The sequence below is a fragment of the Streptomyces sp. RKAG293 genome, assembly GCF_023701745.1.
In the GTDB taxonomy this organism is placed as follows: domain Bacteria; phylum Actinomycetota; class Actinomycetes; order Streptomycetales; family Streptomycetaceae; genus Actinacidiphila.
Genome location: NZ_JAJOZB010000001.1, coordinates 7,369,283 through 7,386,298, shown reverse-complemented (window position 1 = coordinate 7,386,298; position 17,016 = coordinate 7,369,283). Strand labels below are relative to the sequence as shown.

Here is a 17,016-nt window from a genome sequence, read left to right as displayed (position 1 = left end):
CCGGCTTGTCAGGGCTGGCTGTATCCGTCCAGGAAGGTGCCGATGCGGGTCACCGCGTCGGCCAGATCAGCGGCGCGCGGCAGCGTGACGAGCCGGAAGTGGTCGGGCTCGGACCAGTTGAAGCCCGTTCCCTGAACCACCAGGATGTGCTGGGCCCTGAGCAGGTCCAGGACCATCAGGGCATCGTCCTTGATCCTGTAGACCTTGGGGTCCAGGCGGGGGAAGGCGTACAGGGCGCCGCGCGGCTTGACGCAGGAGACGCCGGGGATGTCGTTGAGGAGTCTCCAGGCGATGTCGCGCTGCTCCCGCAGCCGTCCGCCGGGCAGCAGAAGGCCGCCGATCGACTGCGGGCCGCCGAGGGCGGCGGCGATGGCGTGCTGGGCGGGCACATTGGCGCACAACCGCATGTTGGCCAGGATGTTGAGGCCCTCGACGTAGCTGGCGGCGTGGGCTTGGGGGCCGCTGATCGCCATCCAGCCGGAGCGGAAGCCGGCCACGCGGTACGCCTTGGACAGCCCGTTGAAGGTCAGGCAGAGCAGGTCCGGGGCGAGGGATGCGGTGCAGGTGTGGGTCGCGTCGTCGTAGAGGATCTTGTCGTAGATCTCGTCGGAATACACGATGAGGTGGTGGCGGCGGGCGATGTCGACCAGGCCGCGCAGGAGTTCGTCGTTGTAGACCGCACCGGTGGGGTTGTTGGGGTTGATGATGACGAGGGCGCGGGTGCGATCGGTGACTTTGGCCTCGATGTCGGCCAGGTCGGGGAACCAGTCGGCTTGTTCGTCGCATCGATAGTGCACGGCGGTGCCGCCGGCCAGTGACACCGCCGCGGTCCACAGCGGGTAGTCCGGGGCGGGGACCAGTACCTGGTCCCCATCGTTGAGCAGGGCCTGCAGGGCCATCTGGATGAGTTCGGAGGCGCCGTTGCCGAGGTAGACGTCCTCCGCCGTCAGATCCTCGATTCCTCGCTCCCGGTAGTGCTCCACGACCGCGCGGCGCGCGGCGGGCAGGCCCTTGGCATCCCCGTAGCCGTGGGCGTCAGCGAGGTTGCCGAGGATCTCCTTCAGGATCTCCGGCGGGGCCTCGAAGCCGAAGGCCGCCGGGTTGCCGGTGTTGAGTTTCACGACGGGGTGCCCCGCGGCCTCCAGTCGCATCGCCTCGTCGAGCACCGGCCCGCGAATGTCGTAACAGACATTCGCCAGCTTGGCGGACTGGGTCACCTGCATGCGCATCGCCTTACGGGTAATCGACGGTCAGGTCACGGATACCCGTGGACAGGTCGCAGTGGAGGACGCCGGACAGCGGAACGTCACCTCAAGGCCGTACTCGGGTCGCGTTGGGGCAGGGGGCTGGGTCATCGGGCATTCCCGCTGTTGGACTCTGCTGACCGGTGCAGCGCCCGGAGTGCGCCCGTCACCAGGCGTCGCGGGTGAGGCGGTAGCCCGTGATGCTCCGGGGGTGGATGAGCAGGAAGTGCTCGGCGTGCACCGTTGCTGTGGCACCCAGTCGGGCCCGGTAGTGCCTCAGGCGGGTGCCGGTGATCTGGTCGGCGAGACCGGTGACGATGACGGTCCATCCGGTGTGGTCCCGCATGTTGATCTGGTCGACCTGATAGGTGAGCTGCCGGGGGAAGGCGAACCGGGATACGGGGGCGGGCCGTTGCGCGCGCAGGATGAGCTGTCCGTCGTCGAGCAGGTGATGCTGGACAGGGATGGCCGCCAGGGCAGGATCGCAGCGTGTCAGCCGGCCGGCCCTGTCGGACGCCAGCAGGGACCGGGCCATGTCCGCAGAGACGGGAAGGAGGCTGGGCAGGGCTTGCATCATCGGTGGGCTCCAATGTGGGAAGCGCTCTGTGGGCATGGGGCGGCCGAGGCCGCAAAGACGCGCGGGCGAGCTCCTACGGCCGGGTCGCCTGCGGTGGATCAGGCCGGGCCGAATACCCGCGCCTGCTGTCGCGTACGAGCCCACGCCATGGCTCGGCGCCAGATCCCCTCGCCCCGGGCCCCGGCACGGGGATCCGCGGCGTGTGGCAGGAGGAGCCCGGGCCGCGGCACGACGTCAAGATCACCTCTGCCTCGCTGCGACAGGCCGCACCGGGACCGGCAATTCGACATCGTGCGCCCGTCCCAGCCGCTGCAGTTCCTCCAGGTCCACCGAGTAAACGGCGACCATCCAGACGTCTCCCGCCTCGGCGGCATCGGCCAGCGCCTGACACAGCGTGGCGGCCTGCCGCTGCAGAGCGGCCCTGAATCCCTCACCCATCAGCAACTCCCCTTGTTTTCCGCCCACACCCGGTACGGGGAACGACGGACCGGCAACAGCCAGCGGCGCACCTGTGCAGTCGGTGAAGTGGCCGCTCCGGATGTCAGGGCCTCGGAGCGGCCACTAGATGACAACCTTAGCACTTGCTAAGATTGGCAACTATGAAGAATGGAATGAAGAGGCGGATGCGGATCACACCCATCCGCGGCGACGAAGCCCCGGTCCTGCTCTGCCCCGCCTGCACCCTGTGCTGCAGGCCCGCCGCCCTCGACGGGAGCAGCCGCTGTCCGCGGTGCGGGAACGACCGCATGCTGCACCCGTTCTCCACCACCGCACGCCGTGCGGGCCGGGGCGCTCACGTGATGCCGCCGCATGAGAACGGCGAAGCCGGTGGCGACGGCGGTGATCATCACCCCTGGCCGGGATGGCTCCCGCCGACACGGGTGGGGCGGTTTCGCGACGGGCACCCGGCAGCAGGGCAACCGGTGGCCACCGCCGGCCGTGCGGGTGCGATCCCCAGCGGTGAGGGACGGGGGCGGAAGTAGCCATGGAGTGGAATTTCGAAGAGTGCTACGGCACCGGCGTGCTGCATCTGTACGGCCATCTGGGCCGGCGGGTGACCGACCGGTTCACCGGAGCGGTCGGCTGGGCCCGGGCGCGAACCACGGGAACGCTGGTGCTGGACATGTCCGGGCTGATGGGCTGGAGCCCGGCCGGAGAGGCCGCGATCCTGGCTGCGGCGCCCGCCGGTTTGGCGCTGTGCGGGCTCCGAGGTCGCCCTACCCCGCTGCTGACCGAGTCTTCCCCGACCTGGATGTCGCTTTGGCGGCTCTTGCCCAGGTTCCGGAGCCCGCGGACACCGGAACGCGGCGGCAGGCGGGGCCCTCGCGCGCCGCCTGAACCAGGAGAGCAGCATGGAATTGCTAAAGTCGGCAAGAGATCAGTTCCCTGCTTCGCCCGGGTCAGGACAGGGTGCTCGCACGCCGTTGCTGCCCGGAATCCACCGACCATGTGCCGGGACCCGGCCCCGGAACCCTGGAGGCGGCCCACGTGAGCGCCCCGCTGTACCAACTCAAGGCCGACTTCTTCAAAACCCTCGGCCATCCGGTCCGCATCCGCGTGCTGGAACTGCTCAGCCAGCGGGAACACGCGGTGGCGGAAATGCTGCCCGAGGTGGGAATCGAAGCCGCCCACCTCTCCCAGCAACTCGCCGTACTGCGCCGCGCGAACCTCGTGGTAACCCGCAAAGAGGGCTCCACCGTCTACTACCGGCTCACCAGCCCGCAAGTGGCCGAGCTCCTGACGGTCGCCCGCACCATCCTCAGCGGCGTCCTGGCCGGCCAGGCCGAGCTCCTGGAAGACCTCCGTGCCACCAATCCCACCCTGACCACCTCGCCTCCCGGACCCTCCTGACCGGCCCGCGGGCCCGAACCTTGCGGAGCCGACCATGACCGCTGCCGCCCGCCCGACCGTCGCCGACGCCATGGCGCTCCCCGCGCTGCACGTGAGCGACCACACGACCATCGACAAAGCCCTCGCCGTGCTCCACGGCGCCCGCACCGACCACGTCCTCATCCGCGACGACGAGGGTCACTGCGCCGGCATCGTCACCCGAGATCAGCTCACCGCCCACAGCGCCCAGCCCTGGTATACCGAGGCCACCCGCGTGCGCGACATCCCCCACGACTGCAGCCCCTTCGCCCGCCCCGACATGCCCCTCAGCGAGGCCGAGGCCACCATGCGCGAGAGGTCACTGGCCGTGTGGCCCGTCGTGGACGACGACGGGCTTGCGCTCGGCGTCCTCACCCTCGGTCCAAACCCGAGGACGGCGGCGTGACGGCCACCGGCGCAGCAACTGGAGGCCCCTCCGAAGAAACGCTCACCCGCCATGCCGTGGCCAACCTGCGGCCCGGGCAGGGAATTGAGCCCTACGGCCCGCAACATGCCGCCTAGAGTTCGCGCTCTCCGCAGGCCCCATAGTTGCTAACAATTGACAGGCAAGGGCCTGGATGAGTCTGCGGCGCGGGATCCGCGACACCAGGCGAGTCACGGAGGCCGCATCGCCACGACCCGGGCAGGAGCCGCACCCAGCACACCGACGTAACCCTGGTCACCGGACCATGACACGGAGCATGGCCGAACCGCTGCACCGAACCGTCGCGGCAACGCCCCAGCCTGACTGACTCATCAGTGCGAGTGGGCCCCCAGGTAGAAGAGCAGCCAGAGGAATCCGGCAAAAAGATGCCCCGCGACGACGTAGACCATCACTCGCAGAACGACTGCTTTCTCCTTGTATTTTTCGCTTCCATTTCCCGCAGTGCTGGCGTGGAGCCCACCTGTCGTCTCGCCTGTCATATCCGGTCTCCATTCGTCTGCGGGAACGAGCGTCCGAGGTCAACCCCGTCGGGCGCGTTGGCATTCGCTTCTGCGGGCCTGGGCGGATCCGCGGGGCATACCGCCTCTGCAGCACGTACGGCAAACACACCGACTTCGCGGCCCCGCACAGGATTGGTGGCACATGACGACATGGACAGCGAGCGCGATCTCTACGGCTGCCGACCGTGCTGCGCAATTGCGGAAGGCTTCGCAGACCAGCTGACCGACGACCTGCTCTGGCCTGCCGACGCTCCGCTACGACGCTTCAACGGATGACCTGATCCCCGTTGACGGCGGCATCCGCTTCCTGGTCCGCGTGAAGTTCTGCCAGCAGACCCTCCTGGCCCGCCAACAACTGCCCCAGGGTCCGCCGTGCGGCTTGCAGCAGATCCGCCACATCCGCGCCCGCCAACTCGTAGTTCACGGTTGCCCCCGAACGGCTGGCGACCACGATCCCCGAACGTCGCAGAACAGCCAACTGCTGCGAAAGGTTCGACGGCTCAACCTCAATTGCGGCCAGGAGATCCCGAACCGGCATGGGCCCATCCTGGAGGAGCTCCAGCACACGGATGCGTACCGGATGCCCCAGCATTCGAAAGAACTCCGCTTTCGCCTGATACAGCGGAATCTGCACGTTCAGCAACGTCTCGTCTCCCACCTTCTGCAGCGTTCGCTTGCGCCGAGCTCCGCCACGAACGCTGGGCAGCGTTCCCGTCCTCCGGCCGCCGCCCTCACGCCACGCGAGTCGACCTGTTCACACCTCACGTCGATGCATGGCCTCGTCACACCTCGCCACTCGATCCTCATCCATTACGCAGTCCGTTAAATGCCAAATTGAAGAACTCTTCAAGCATAAGTCATGTTGGGCCGGCCGGGCGGGCCTGCTGGTCACCCGGCCCGCCCGCCAGGGTTCATGGGGGGCCGGTCGGGCCCTTGGCAGGGCCCTGCGGCCCCTCCCCCGGCGGGTTCGCGGACTTCACGCTGGAACGGAGCCGGTCCGCCGGCCACCGGCGACCTCGGTGTCGGAACGCGCTGCCACGCCGCACCGAATTGGCCGGCTGTGAAAGCTGTCAGGAGACCTGTGATGACCGAACGCGTACTCGTCGCGTATGCATCGAAGAACGGCTCCACTGCGGGCATCGCCACGATGATCGCCGAGGCGCTGCGCGAGCAGGGTCTGGCAGCGGAGGCCCGGGCTGTCGGTGAGGTGGAGAGCGTCGGCCCCTACGACGCTGTCGTCCTCGGCGGCGCCCTGTACGCGGGCCGGTGGCGCCGTGAGGCGGTCCGCTTCGCCTGGCACCACGAGGCGGATCTGACCGAGCGGCCCGTCTGGCTGTTCAGCAGCGGGCCTCTCGACGCCACAGCCCGTGAAGGCCTGATCCCTCCGGTGCCGGGTGTCCAGCGCCTCGTCGACCGTCTCAAGGCCCGCGGACACCTCACCTTCGGCGGCTGCCTGCAGGACGGCGCCAAGGGCCGGATCGCCCGCATGATCGTCAAGTCCGGCCGGGGCGGTGACTTCCGCGACCCGGAGCAGATCCGGCTGTGGGCACGCGGTGTCGCACGCGAACTGGTCAAGGAGGTCGCGACACCGTGAAGAAGCAACTGTGGTGGCGGCAGCGGCGGAGCAATCCGCTGTGCCGTCGCTCGGACGTGATCGAGAGTTGGGTGAACCTGGTAACGGCGCTTGCGCTGTTGCTCCTTCTGCCCGCGGCCGCCTTCACCGCCGGCCGCGCCGCCCACACCGCCGGTGTCCAGGCGTCGAGGGAGCAGCGGGCGTCGCGGCACCCCGTGGCAGCGGTCCTGCTGGAGAACGCCCCGGGGGCGGTTCCGCGAGTGGGCGGCGGCACTGTGCACTATGACGTCAAGGTGCGCTGGACCGGTGTCGCCGGAACCGTGGGGACCGGCACGGTGAAGGCGGATTCCGGAAGTCTGCGCGGTTCGAGAGCCACGGTGTGGCTGGACCGGACCGGGCAGCAGGTTCCGGCGCCCGTAGCAGGCGAGGAGCTCATGTCGCTGACGTGGGTCGGTGGTGCGCTTGGCGCCGTCTGCTCGGCATTCGCAATCGTCATGGTGCGCGGGCTGGTCCGCCGGGGTGCCGATCGGCGGCGCATGGGGGAATGGGAACGGGCGTGGGCGTTGACCGCTCCTGAGTGGGGCCGGCGTCCGGTGTGACGACGAACCGCGCCTCAACGCCAGCATCTGGCAGGTCGGACTTGACGTACCCGGTCGGCTGAACGGGCCCTCGGAGTAGGGACGTTCGGCCCGGTCGTCGGGACTGCGGGCCCCTGCGCTCCCGCTCCCGACGACGGCACATTGGGACCGGACGCGGTTGCCGCGTCCCTCCTCCAGATCCCGGAAGGGATGGCCATCATGGCAGTCCACGAGCACCCGCAGCAGCGCACCGGGTTCCACCTGCCGGCACGGCGCAGGGCCGGTGCCACCGCGGCGTCCGGTACGTCGCAGGCTTTCGCCGCGATGTCGACCAGCACACGGGTCCTCGCCGGCGTCCGCATCCTGACCGGGTTCATCTTCCTGTGGGCCTTCCTCGACAAGGCGTTCGGCTGGGGTTACGCGACCTCGTCCGGCAAGGGCTGGGTCGACGGCGGCTCGCCGACGAAGGGCTTCCTCAGCGGGGTCTCGGCCGGCCCCATGGAGTCCACGTTCCATTCCTGGGCGGGCGCCGGCTGGGCGAACTGGCTGTTCATGCTCGGTCTGCTGAGCATCGGAGTGGCCCTGACGGCCGGGGTCGCACTGCGGTTCGCCGCCGTGGCGGGCACGGCCATGATGGGGCTGATGTGGATGGCGGAATGGCCGCCGGCCCGGCATGCTTCCGACGGCTCGCTGAGCATGTCCAGCAACCCGCTCGTCGACTACCACCTGCTCTACGCGGCCGTCATGATCGCCCTCGCCCTCGCCTCCGCCGGCACCGTCTGGGGCCTCGGCCGGATCTGGGCCCGCCTGCCGGTCGTCCGCGACCACCGCTGGCTGCTCTGACACCCACCCGACACCTGCCCAGCACCATTGCGTCCTGCCGCGTCGCACGACCCGGCGGGACACGACGGACCATCACCGACCGAACGAGGAGACGTCATCATGGCCATACGTGTAGGCATCAATGGATTCGGCCGCATCGGGCGCAACTACCTGCGCTGTGTCCTGGACCGGGCGGACGCCGGCACCGCCCCGGTCGAGGTGGTGGCCATCAACGACATCGCCCCGGCCGCGACACTGGCCCACCTGCTGGAGTTCGACTCGACCTTCGGACGCCTCGGACGGGCGATCAGCCACGACGAGCAGTCGATCACGGTCAACGGCAGGCGCATCGTGGTGACCGCGGTCCGCGATCCGTCGGAACTGTCCTGGGGTACCTACGGGGTGGACATCGTCATCGAGTCCTCCGGCCGCTTCCGGACCCGCGACGAGGCAGCGCTGCATCTGAAGGCCGGAGCCCGCAAGGTACTGATCTCCTCGCCGGCCAAGGACGTGGACCTCACCGTCGTCATGGGCGTCAACGAGACCGACTACGACAACGGCCGGCACCACATCGTCTCGAACGCGTCCTGCACCACCAACTGCGTCGTACCGATGGTCCACGTTCTGCACGAACGCTTCGGGATCATCAAGGGCATGATGACCACCGTCCACGGCTACACCAACGACCAGGCACTGCTCGACGGTCCTCACAAGGACCTGCGGCGCGCCCGGTCCGCCGCCGTGAGCATCATCCCGACCAGCACCGGCGCCGCCCACGCCGTGGGCATCGTGCTCCCCGAACTTGCCGGAGTCCTGGAAGGCGTCGCAGTGCGCGTTCCGGTGGAGGACGGGTCCCTGACCGACCTGACGGTGCTGCTCCGGCAGGACGTCACCTCCGAGGAGGTCAACGCGGCATTCGCCGAGGCCGCCGAGGGGCCGTTGCGAGGCGTCCTGCGAGTAACCGACGCGCCGATCGTCTCACGCGACGTCATCGGCGACCCGGCGTCGTGCATCGTCGACGCGGGGCTCACTCAGGCACAGGGTGACCTGGTGAAAGTCTTTGGCTGGTACGACAACGAGTGGGGCTACAGCAACCGCCTGCTGGACCTCACCACCTACGTCGCGGCCCGGCTGTGACGACGGAGGGCAGCGACGCGGCGCGACGGCCGAGCCTCCTGGCGGAAGAGAACGCCGACGCGGCAGCGGCGTCACCGATGCTGCCGGTCCTCAGGTCGGTGCGGGCTGTGGTGTTCGACACCGACGGGGTGATCACCGATTCGGCCCGGGTGCACGCCGCCGCATGGCGGGCCGCCTTCGACGCCTGCCTGCGGGCAGCGGGACACGACCACCCGTTCGACCCGGTGGAGGACTACCGGCGCTATGTCGACGGCAGGAACCGGCTCGACGGCGCGGCCGCCTTCCTCGCCTCGCGCGACCTGCGGCTTCCCCTGGGCGACCCCGACGACCCGCCCGGAACGGGCACCGTGCAGGCGGTCGCCGCCCGCAAGGAGCAGCTGTTCACGCGGCAGTTGCGTGCGGGGGGCATCGCCGCCTGGCCGGGCACCGTACGGGTGCTGCACGCGCTGCACGCCGCCGGCGTCCCGTGCGCCGCGGTCTCCGCTTCCCGCCACGCGCCCGAACTCCTCGCGGGCGCGGGCGTACGGGAGTTGTTCCGGACCGTGGTGGACGGCAAGGAGGCGGCCCGGTTGAAACTGGCGGGAAAACCCGACCCGGCACTGTTCCTGGAAGCCGCCCAGCGGCTGGGCGTACCGGCATCGGAAGCGGCGGTGATCGAGGACGCGCTGGCCGGTGTGGAAGCGGGCCGCCGCGGCGGCTTCGGCCTGGTGGTCGGCGTCGACCGCACCGCAGGACCGACCAGCGCCACCGACCTGCGCGAGCACGGCGCGAGCATCGTCGTCCGCGACCTGGCCGAACTGCTGACCGGCGGAGGAAGCTGAGGCGTTCCGGCCTCCGACGAGCCTCCTGTCGGCCAGGATCATCGACTCGACCAGCCGGCCTCCTCGCACAGGTCTCCCTCTCCGCGGGAGTGACGGTGACGTGCCCCATCGGCACCATGATCGAGCTTCCGAGAGCCGCCCTGACCGCCGACCGGATCGCCGAGCAGGCCGACTTCTTCTCCTTCGGCACGAACGACCTCACTCAGACCACCTGGGGATCCTCCCGCGACGACGTGGAAGGGTCCTTCTTCGCCACCTACCTCGCTCAGGGCATCTTCGCCGCCTCGCCGTTCGAGACGATCGACCGGGACGGTGTCGGCCGCCTGGTGGAGATCGCGGTACGGGAAGGCCGTGCGGCCCGGCCGGCCCTCAAGATCGGCGTCTGCGGCGAGCACGGCGGCGATCCCGACTCGATCGACTTCTTCGAGCGGACGGGCCTCGACTACGTCTCCTGCTCTCCGTTCCGCCTCCCGGCCGCCCGACTGGAGTCCGGACGCGCCGCACTGCGCGTGAACTCGCCCGAGGACAAAGGCGCATAGCCCCGGAGCCGCTGCAGCCGGGGCCGGCCCGCAGGCCGGTCCCGGCTGTTGTCGACTGCTGTCGCCCTCAGAGGGCTTCCCACGGAGCCGCGTGGGTGGTGTGCCGGACCGACCGCGGGTCGGCCATCAGCTCCCGGACGCTCTGCCGGTTGTCCCCGTCCGCAGCGGTGCACATCAGCCAGGAGGCGCGCTCGGGGTCGCACTCCGGCGGCACGATCAGCAGGTCCCAGCGCCCGACGGTGTAGGAGAGTAGCAGCAGATCGTCGGGGTCCTGCTCGGCGTCGAACCATCCGACGCTCACGGTATGGATTCCCGCGGGCACCTTCTTCGGGATCTCCGGCCAGCTGTGGGGATTCACCGCGACCCGGGTGATCCGGCCCCAGCGCTCGTCCAGGACCGCGACCAGGGAGGGCAGTTCACGGGCCAGGTCACGTGTGCGCGGCCACCAGGCACCGTCCACCATCCCCCGGTCGGCGCACTGCGGTTTCAGCAGCATCCGGACCTCGGGGGTGGCGGTCAGGTCCGGGTGCGGAGCCTGCAACAAGCTGGTGGTGGTCATGATGTGAACCTGTCCCCGGGTCAGCGACCCGGCGTCGTGGTGAACGGAGTTAGGCGGCGTCGGGCACGTCGCCCGGGACGACCAGTACCGGAAGGTGGGCGTGGTGCACGACCTCGGTGCTGGTCGAACCGAGCCTGAGACGCCCCCAGGAGCTGGCACCCCGGGAGCCGACCACCAGCAGACAGGCATCCGCGCTGGCCTCCAGCAGCACCTGCGACGGGCGACCCGGTTCGACCACGACCTCCACCTCCACCGGTGTGCCGCCGAGCTCCTTCTGGAGTTCGGCGACCGTGTCGGTCACCGCCTGCTCAGCGATGTCCCGCAGCTGTACGTACAGGCCGGCGTTGTCCGACGCGGTCAGCCACTCGTAGCCGGCGTAGCGGTCCGGCCCGTAGTCGTAGGCGCAGACGGCCCGCAGCCCGGTACCGCGCAGCTGTGCCTCGCGCAGCGCGAGAAGCACGGCGTGCCGGGCGGTCGGTGAGCCGTCCGTACCCACCACGATGGGGCGGTCAGAAGAGTTCGCGCTCGTGTCGGACATGGAGCCCTCCGGAGAGTCGTCGGACCGCGGTCGATGGGAAGTCGCGCGATGCCATGGAGTGATGTGCGGTCTCCCGCTCACTTCCAGCCTCACAGGCCCAGGAACGGATACAGAGGGGCCTTGCAGGTCCCTCCGGGGGGCCGAACGTCCCTGCCGCCGATCTACACGGCCGGCACGCCGTGCTCCCGGAACTGACCTCGCACCCGTTCCAGGAGCGCGGGCCCCGGTGCGGGGGTGTCGCGCAGCACGAAGGGAATGCCGAGGTCGTCGTACTTGTGGGTGCCCATCGTGTGGAAGGGCAGGACGTCCACCCCTTCGACGTTGTCCAGGCCGGCGACGAAGGCGGCCAGGCCGTCCACCGCGGCCCGGTCGTCGGTCAGGCCCGGCACCAGCACATAGCGGATCCGGACCGGGATTCCCAGCCGGTCGAGCCGTCCGGCGAAGCTCAGGGTGGGGGCCAGGTGGCCGCCGGTGAGCCGGTGGTAGGCCTCGATGTCGAAGGACTTGATGTCGAGCAGGACCAGGTCGGTGTCGGCGAGCAGCGCGTCACCGGCGCGGGCGCCCAGAGCGCCGGAGGTGTCCAGGGCGGTGTGCAGACCCATCTCGTGGCAGGCGTGGAGGACTTCGGCGGAGAAGTCGGCCTGCAGGAGCGGCTCGCCTCCGCTGAGCGTGACTCCCCCGCCGGCGGTGTCGATGAAGGAGCGGTATTTCGCGATCTCCTCCATCACCTCGTCGACGGACATGCTGCGCCCGTCGCGCAGTTTCCAGGTGTCGGGGTTGGCACAGTACGAGCAGCGCAGCGGGCAGCCGTTCATGAAGAGCACGAACCGGGTGCCGGGCCCGTCCACGCCCGTGGACAGGTCCCAGGAATGGATCCGGCCGGTGCTCACAGCGCACCGTGGAAAGTGCGGCTGATCACGTCGAGCTGCTGCTCGCGCGTCAGGCGGACGAAGTTGACGGCGTACCCGGAGACCCGGATGGTCAGCTCGGGATACTTCTCCGGATGCTCCATGGCGTCCTCCAGGGTGGCTCGGTCCAGAACGTTGACGTTCATGTGGAAGCCGCCGGAAGCCGTGAAGGCGTCGAGGATGCCGACCAGGTTGCGGGCACGTTCCGCGGGGTCGTGCCCGAGCCCTTCCGGGGTGATCGTCGAGGTCAGCGAGATGCCGTCACGGGCCTGCTCGTACGGGATCTTGGCCACTGACAGGGCGGAGGCCGCGAGCCCGTGACGGTCGCGGCCGTTCATGGGGTTGGCACCGGGCGCGAAGGGCAGCCCTGCGCGACGGCCGTCCGGGGTGTTGCCCGTGTGCTTGCCGTAGACCACGTTGGAGGTGATGGTGAGCACCGACTGGGTCTGCTCCGCGCCCCGGTACGTGGGATGCCGGCGCAGCTTGGCCATGAAGGTGTTCACCAGGTCGACGGCGATGCTGTCGGCCCGGTCGTCGTGGTTCCCGTACGCGGGGTACTCGCCCTCGACCTCGTAGTCCGTGGCCAGTCCGGTGTCGTCCCGGATCACCTTCACCCGGGCGTACTTGACGGCCGACAGGCTGTCGGCTGCCACCGAGAGGCCGGCGATTCCGCAGGCCATGGTGCGCTGCACGGGATGGTCGTGCAGCGCCATCTCCAGCCGCTCGTACGCGTACTTGTCGTGCATGTAGTGGATGACGTTGAGAGCGTTGACGTACGTGCCGGCGAGCCAGTCGAGCATCCGGTCGTACGCGGCGGTCAGCTCGTCATGGTCGAGATACTCGCTGGTCAACGGAGTGGACACCGGCGCGACCTGCACGCCGGTCATCTCGTCCCGGCCGCCGTTGATCGCGTACAGCAGGGCCTTGGCGAGGTTCACCCGGGCGCCGAAGAACTGCATCTGCTTGCCGACCGCCATCGCCGAGACACAGCAGGCGATCGCGGTGTCGTCACCGGTCCGCGGGCGCATCAGCTCATCGGACTCGTACTGGATGGAGCTGGTGTCGATCGACACCTGAGCGCAGAACCGCTTGAAGGCCTCGGGCAGCCGCGGGGACCACAGGACCGTGAGGTTCGGTTCGGGGGCGGGCCCGAGGTTGGCGAGGGTCCGCAGGAACCGGAAGGAGGTGCGGGTGACCAGCGGCCGACCGTCGTCGCCGATGCCGCCGATGGACTCGGTGACCCACGTCGGGTCACCGGAGAACAGGGTGTCGTACTCCGGGGTGCGCAGGAACCGGACGATGCGCAGCTTGATGACGAAGTCGTCGATCAGCTCCTGGGCGCGGCTCTCGTCGATCCGTCCCTCGGCCAGATCCCGGGCCAGATAGACGTCCAGGAACGTGGAGGTGCGGCCCAACGACATCGCGGCGCCGTTCTGCTCCTTCACCGCCGCCAGATAGCCGAGGTAGAGCCACTGGACGGCCTCGTGGGCGGTGGTTGCCGGGAGGGTGACGTCGCAGCCGTACGAGGCCGCCATCTGTTCCAGTTCGCCCAGCGCGCGGATCTGTTCGGCGATCTCCTCCCGGTCGCGGATGACGTCGGATGTGGAGGGCCGGGCGTCCAGCAGGGCCCGCTCGGCACGCTTGACCTCGATCAGCCGGGATGTGCCGTACAGGGCGACTCGCCGGTAGTCGCCGATGATCCGTCCCCGGCCATAAGCGTCGGGCAGGCCGGTGATGAGGCCGGCCTTACGGGCGCGGAGCATCTCGGGGGTGTAGGCGTCGAAGACCCCGGCGTTGTGGGTCTTCCGGTAGGTGCCGAACACCCTCGTGACGAACGGATCGGGCTCGTATCCGTAGGCGCGCAGACTGTTCTCGACCATCCGCAGGCCGCCGTTGGGCATGATCGCCCGCTTCAGCGGGGCGTCGGTCTGCAGACCGACGATCAGCTCACGCTCCCGGTCGATCCAACCGGGACGGTGCGAGGTGATGGTCGAAGGCGTCCGGGCGTCGATGTCGAGGACACCCCGGCGGCGTTCCTCGGGAAACAGCGCGGAGACCTTGTGCCATACCGCGAGGGTGCGTGTCGTCGGTCCCGCCAGGAACGAGGCGTCGCCTTCGTACGGCGTGTAGTTGGTCTGGATGAAGTCGCGCACGTCGATGCGGTCGCGCCAGGACCGGCCGGAGAACCCCCGCCACGCGGCATCGGACACGCCCATGGTGGATGGCGTTGTCACAGTCATCGTCGCCTCACTCCTTCACAGTTCAGGTGTCTCCATGCTCGTTCGCCGACGAGAGGGCGCCCAGGGTCCGCCGGTCCCCGCGGAGCAGCCGTTCGGCCCTGCCCGACGCCCAGCTGTCGGGACCTCCGCACCGATCAGGGCCGGAACGGCCCTCGCGGCTGCCCCGGCCAGCCCCTGCGCGCTGCCCACCGTCGGCAGGATCGTGGAACGGAACGCGAGGAGAGGGACCGTGATGACGGACACCGCACACCCCGTGCAGGAGACCCACGCGCTGCTGGCCGACGGCTGGACCGTCGAGATACGGCCCACCCGGCCGGAGGACCATGCCGCCGTGGGGTGGTTGTTCGACCGGTTGTCGGCCGAGAATCTGCGGCTCCGGTTCTTCGGAGCGAGCCGCCGGGCCGGCCGGCAGGCCGCCGACCGCGTCTGCGGTTCACACTCCCGGCCTCCGGGCGCTGCTGGCCCTGCTCGCGGGACAGGTCGTCGGCCTCGCCGAGTACGAGACCGGGACCGACCCCTGCTCCGCGAGATCGCCCTGACCGTCGCCGACGACCTCCACCACCAGGGCGTGGGAACCCTGCTCCTGGAGCATCTCGTCGACCGAGCCGGACAGGACGGAATCACCACCTTCACCGCCGAGGCACTGGCCGACAACCATCCCGTGCTGAAGGTCTTCGCCGATCTGGGGCTGAACACCGTTCGCCACTTCGACGGCACCGCTGTGCACTGAGTCATCCGGCTCGAACCGGACGAGTACTGCCGGGCCGCGGTCGACACCCGCGGCCGGACCGCGGCCTCCACCAGTCTGCGAGCGCTGCTGCGCCCGGAATCCATCGCTGTGATCGGCACAGACCATGAGCCGGGGTCCGTGGGACGAGCGGTGCTGAAGAACCTGCGCCGTGCCGGATTCCGCGGTCGTCTGCGCGCGGTGGACGCACACGCCCACTCCGTCGAGCGCATCCCCTGCTACCCGTCCGTCCCCGCTCTCCCCCACCCCGTCGACCTCGCGGTCCTCGCCGTGCCCGCCGCCGAGGTGGCCGCGACGGCCGAGCAGTGTGGAGTTACCGGCGTACGAGCCCTGGTGGTCCTGGCCACCGGGCTCGACGCCGAGCAGTCCGCCGAGCTGCTGGCCGTCTGCCGGCGCTATGGGCTTCGGCTGGCCGGCCCGAACAGCATGGGCGTCACCAACACCGAGGAGCCGGTCGGGATGGACGCCACGTTCGCCGCGCACCGGACACTGCCGGGGACGGCCGGAGTCGGCGTGCAGTCCGGCGGGATCGGGATCGCGCTGCTCGCCGGGGTGTCCCGGCTCGGGATCGGCGTGTCCACCTTCGCTTCGCTCGGCGACACGTACGACGTCAGCGGCAACGACCTGCTGCAGTGGTGGGAGGGGACGGCCGCACCGATCTGGCCGTTCTGCACCTGGAATCCTTCGGCAACCCGCGGGGCTTCTCCCGTACCGCGCGCGCAGGGTCGCCCGCCGCATGCCGGTCCTGACCGTCGACACCGGCGGCCCGCACCCCGGTCGGAGTTCGGCCGCCGCCGGCAGTGCGACCGTGACGTCCCGGCCACGACCCGGCAGGCGCCGTTCACCCAAGCCGGAGTCATCGCCACCCGAACACTTGGCGAACTCCGCGACACCGCGGCCATGCTGCAGCAGCAGGGACAGGGTGATCGTGTATTGGCCCAGGCCGTGGACGGCCGGGCCGTGGCAGCGCCGAGCATCGCACCGATGAACAGAGTCGAGGCGAGCACGCCGCCGGAACCACCGATACCGATCGTCAGGCTGTTCGCCGGACCGGTCGCCAGGATCCTGTTCGGTCAGCGGTGTTCGGGGTTCTCGAAGTCGAAGCGGCAGCCCGCATCCCACTCGGAGCGCTGGTTCCCGTGCGCGGGGATACCGCCCGCGTCCTTGAGCATCCGCGCCAGGTGGAGGAGGTTCCAGGTCATGAACGTGGTGTTGCGGTTGGTGAACTCGTTGTCCGGGCCGCCCGAGCCCTCGTCCAGATAGGACGGGCCGGGGCCGGCCTCGCCGATCCACCCGGCGTCGGCCTGCGGCGGGATGGTGTAACCGAGGTGCTGCAGGCTGTAGAGCACGTTCATCGCACAGTGCTTGACGCCGTCCTCGTTGCCGGTGATCAGCCGGCCACCCGGCCGTAGTACGCGTACTGACCCGCCTCGTTCAGGAGCGACGAGCAGGCGTACAGCCGCTCGATGACCTGCTTCATCACCGAGGAGTTGTCCCCCAGCCAGATCGGCCCGGCGAGCACCAGGATGTCGGCGCCCATCACCTGGCTGTACAGGACCGGCCAATCATCGCTCTCCCAGCCGTGTTCGGTCATGTCGGGCCAGATACCGGTGGCGATGTCGTGGTCGACAGCGCGGACGACGTCGACCGCGACACCCTGCCGCTCCAGGATGCCGCGGCTGACATCGATCAGACCCTGGGTGTTGCTGCGCTCGGGGGAGCGCTTGAGCGTGCAGTTGATGACCAGGGCGCGCAGGTCGGTGTAGGAGGGTGCAGTGTCCGGCATGCGTGTGCCTTCCGCTCTCGGATGGGCAGAGTTCTGCACCACTCCACCAGGCAAACCCCTCTGACGACAGGCCCTAGGCCGGACGCGTGAGAGAACCCCGCGCCTGAGGTACTGCGCTTCGTCGGCCGGTGG

The 17,016-nt window shown here is 69.5% G+C and carries 17 protein-coding genes and 3 pseudogenes; 10 read left to right on the top strand and 10 right to left on the bottom strand.

Annotated elements, in window-relative coordinates; translation table 11 throughout:
• Positions 1 to 8: 8 nt before the first annotated feature.
• From LNW72_RS32760 to LNW72_RS32750, 3 genes are all read right to left on the bottom strand, one after another.
• The gene (locus tag LNW72_RS32760) at positions 9 to 1,223 is read right to left on the bottom strand and encodes a pyridoxal phosphate-dependent aminotransferase (RefSeq protein WP_250980408.1); all 1,215 of its coding nucleotides are present in this window, start codon (positions 1,221 to 1,223) and stop codon (positions 9 to 11) included.
• Between the two features lie 187 nt (positions 1,224 to 1,410).
• Positions 1,411 to 1,821, bottom strand: coding sequence for a pyridoxamine 5'-phosphate oxidase family protein (locus tag LNW72_RS32755; protein ID WP_250978671.1), 411 nt, complete (start codon positions 1,819 to 1,821; stop codon positions 1,411 to 1,413).
• Positions 1,822 to 2,061: 240 nt separating this feature from the next.
• Positions 2,062 to 2,259 (bottom strand): hypothetical protein, encoded by a 198-nt coding sequence (locus tag LNW72_RS32750; RefSeq protein ID WP_250978670.1) that lies wholly within the window; start codon positions 2,257 to 2,259, stop codon positions 2,062 to 2,064.
• Between the two features lie 1,050 nt (positions 2,260 to 3,309).
• Here LNW72_RS32750 and LNW72_RS32745 point away from each other — a divergent pair.
• Positions 3,310 to 3,672 (top strand): metalloregulator ArsR/SmtB family transcription factor, encoded by a 363-nt coding sequence (locus tag LNW72_RS32745; RefSeq protein ID WP_250978669.1) that lies wholly within the window; start codon positions 3,310 to 3,312, stop codon positions 3,670 to 3,672.
• Positions 3,673 to 3,706: 34 nt separating this feature from the next.
• The gene (locus LNW72_RS32740) at positions 3,707 to 4,096 is read left to right on the top strand and encodes a CBS domain-containing protein (RefSeq protein WP_250978668.1); all 390 of its coding nucleotides are present in this window, start codon (positions 3,707 to 3,709) and stop codon (positions 4,094 to 4,096) included.
• A gap of 350 nt (positions 4,097 to 4,446) precedes the next feature.
• On the opposite strand, the gene LNW72_RS32735 is transcribed toward LNW72_RS32740, so the two are convergent.
• Both LNW72_RS32735 and LNW72_RS32730 read right to left on the bottom strand, forming a co-directional pair.
• Positions 4,447 to 4,614, bottom strand: coding sequence for a DUF6126 family protein (locus LNW72_RS32735; protein WP_250978667.1), 168 nt, complete (start codon positions 4,612 to 4,614; stop codon positions 4,447 to 4,449).
• Positions 4,615 to 4,900: 286 nt separating this feature from the next.
• Entirely contained in the window at positions 4,901 to 5,269 is a 369-nt protein-coding gene (locus LNW72_RS32730) for a metalloregulator ArsR/SmtB family transcription factor (protein ID WP_250980407.1), read from the bottom strand.
• Between the two features lie 450 nt (positions 5,270 to 5,719).
• On the opposite strand from LNW72_RS32730, the gene LNW72_RS32725 reads away from it, so the two are divergent.
• From LNW72_RS32725 to LNW72_RS32700, 6 genes and pseudogenes are all read left to right on the top strand, one after another.
• Positions 5,720 to 6,229: a flavodoxin domain-containing protein gene (locus LNW72_RS32725; protein WP_250978666.1), complete on the top strand. Its 510-nt coding sequence runs from the start codon at positions 5,720 to 5,722 to the stop codon at positions 6,227 to 6,229.
• Positions 6,226 to 6,807: a hypothetical protein gene (locus LNW72_RS32720; protein WP_250978665.1), complete on the top strand. Its 582-nt coding sequence runs from the start codon at positions 6,226 to 6,228 to the stop codon at positions 6,805 to 6,807. The genes LNW72_RS32725 and LNW72_RS32720 overlap by 4 nt, the downstream gene beginning before the upstream one ends.
• 198 nt (positions 6,808 to 7,005) lie before the next feature.
• The gene (locus LNW72_RS32715; RefSeq protein WP_250978664.1) at positions 7,006 to 7,629 is read left to right on the top strand and encodes a hypothetical protein; all 624 of its coding nucleotides are present in this window, start codon (positions 7,006 to 7,008) and stop codon (positions 7,627 to 7,629) included.
• Between the two features lie 99 nt (positions 7,630 to 7,728).
• A complete protein-coding gene (gene gap, locus LNW72_RS32710) occupies positions 7,729 to 8,745 on the top strand; it encodes a type I glyceraldehyde-3-phosphate dehydrogenase (RefSeq protein ID WP_250978663.1) in 1,017 nt (338 codons plus the stop codon).
• 77 nt (positions 8,746 to 8,822) lie between these two features.
• Positions 8,823 to 9,566: an HAD-IA family hydrolase gene (locus LNW72_RS32705; protein WP_250980406.1), complete on the top strand. Its 744-nt coding sequence runs from the start codon at positions 8,823 to 8,825 to the stop codon at positions 9,564 to 9,566.
• Between the two features lie 59 nt (positions 9,567 to 9,625).
• Positions 9,626 to 10,105, top strand: a pseudogene (locus tag LNW72_RS32700) (putative PEP-binding protein); the annotation flags it as partial.
• A 67-nt stretch (positions 10,106 to 10,172) separates the two neighbouring features.
• On the opposite strand, the gene LNW72_RS32695 reads toward LNW72_RS32700, so the two are convergent.
• The 4 genes from LNW72_RS32695 to pflB all read right to left on the bottom strand — a co-directional run bounded on the left by LNW72_RS32695 (position 10,173) and on the right by pflB (position 14,350).
• Positions 10,173 to 10,664, bottom strand: a complete 492-nt coding sequence (locus tag LNW72_RS32695) for a DUF5994 family protein (protein ID WP_250978662.1) — start codon at positions 10,662 to 10,664, stop codon at positions 10,173 to 10,175.
• A 49-nt stretch (positions 10,665 to 10,713) separates the two neighbouring features.
• Positions 10,714 to 11,202 (bottom strand): universal stress protein, encoded by a 489-nt coding sequence (locus LNW72_RS32690; RefSeq protein WP_250978661.1) that lies wholly within the window; start codon positions 11,200 to 11,202, stop codon positions 10,714 to 10,716.
• 161 nt (positions 11,203 to 11,363) lie between these two features.
• A complete protein-coding gene (gene pflA, locus LNW72_RS32685) occupies positions 11,364 to 12,092 on the bottom strand; it encodes a pyruvate formate-lyase-activating protein (RefSeq protein WP_250978660.1) in 729 nt (242 codons plus the stop codon).
• On the bottom strand, positions 12,089 to 14,350 hold the full coding sequence (gene pflB / locus LNW72_RS32680; RefSeq protein ID WP_250978659.1) for a formate C-acetyltransferase: 2,262 nt from the start codon (positions 14,348 to 14,350) through the stop codon (positions 12,089 to 12,091). Before pflB ends, pflA begins: the two co-directional genes overlap by 4 nt.
• A 232-nt stretch (positions 14,351 to 14,582) precedes the next feature.
• On the opposite strand from pflB, the gene LNW72_RS41770 reads away from it, so the two are divergent.
• Positions 14,583 to 15,080 carry a GNAT family N-acetyltransferase gene (locus LNW72_RS41770; protein WP_250978658.1) on the top strand — a complete coding sequence of 166 codons (498 nt, stop codon included), beginning with the start codon at positions 14,583 to 14,585 and terminating at the stop codon, positions 15,078 to 15,080.
• A gap of 108 nt (positions 15,081 to 15,188) precedes the next feature.
• Positions 15,189 to 15,728 (top strand): annotated as a pseudogene (locus LNW72_RS41765) (CoA-binding protein); the annotation flags it as partial.
• 443 nt (positions 15,729 to 16,171) lie between these two features.
• Here the strand turns inward: LNW72_RS41765 and LNW72_RS32665 are convergent.
• Positions 16,172 to 16,884: pseudogene (locus tag LNW72_RS32665) on the bottom strand (flavodoxin family protein).
• Between the last annotated feature and the right edge of the window lie 132 nt (positions 16,885 to 17,016).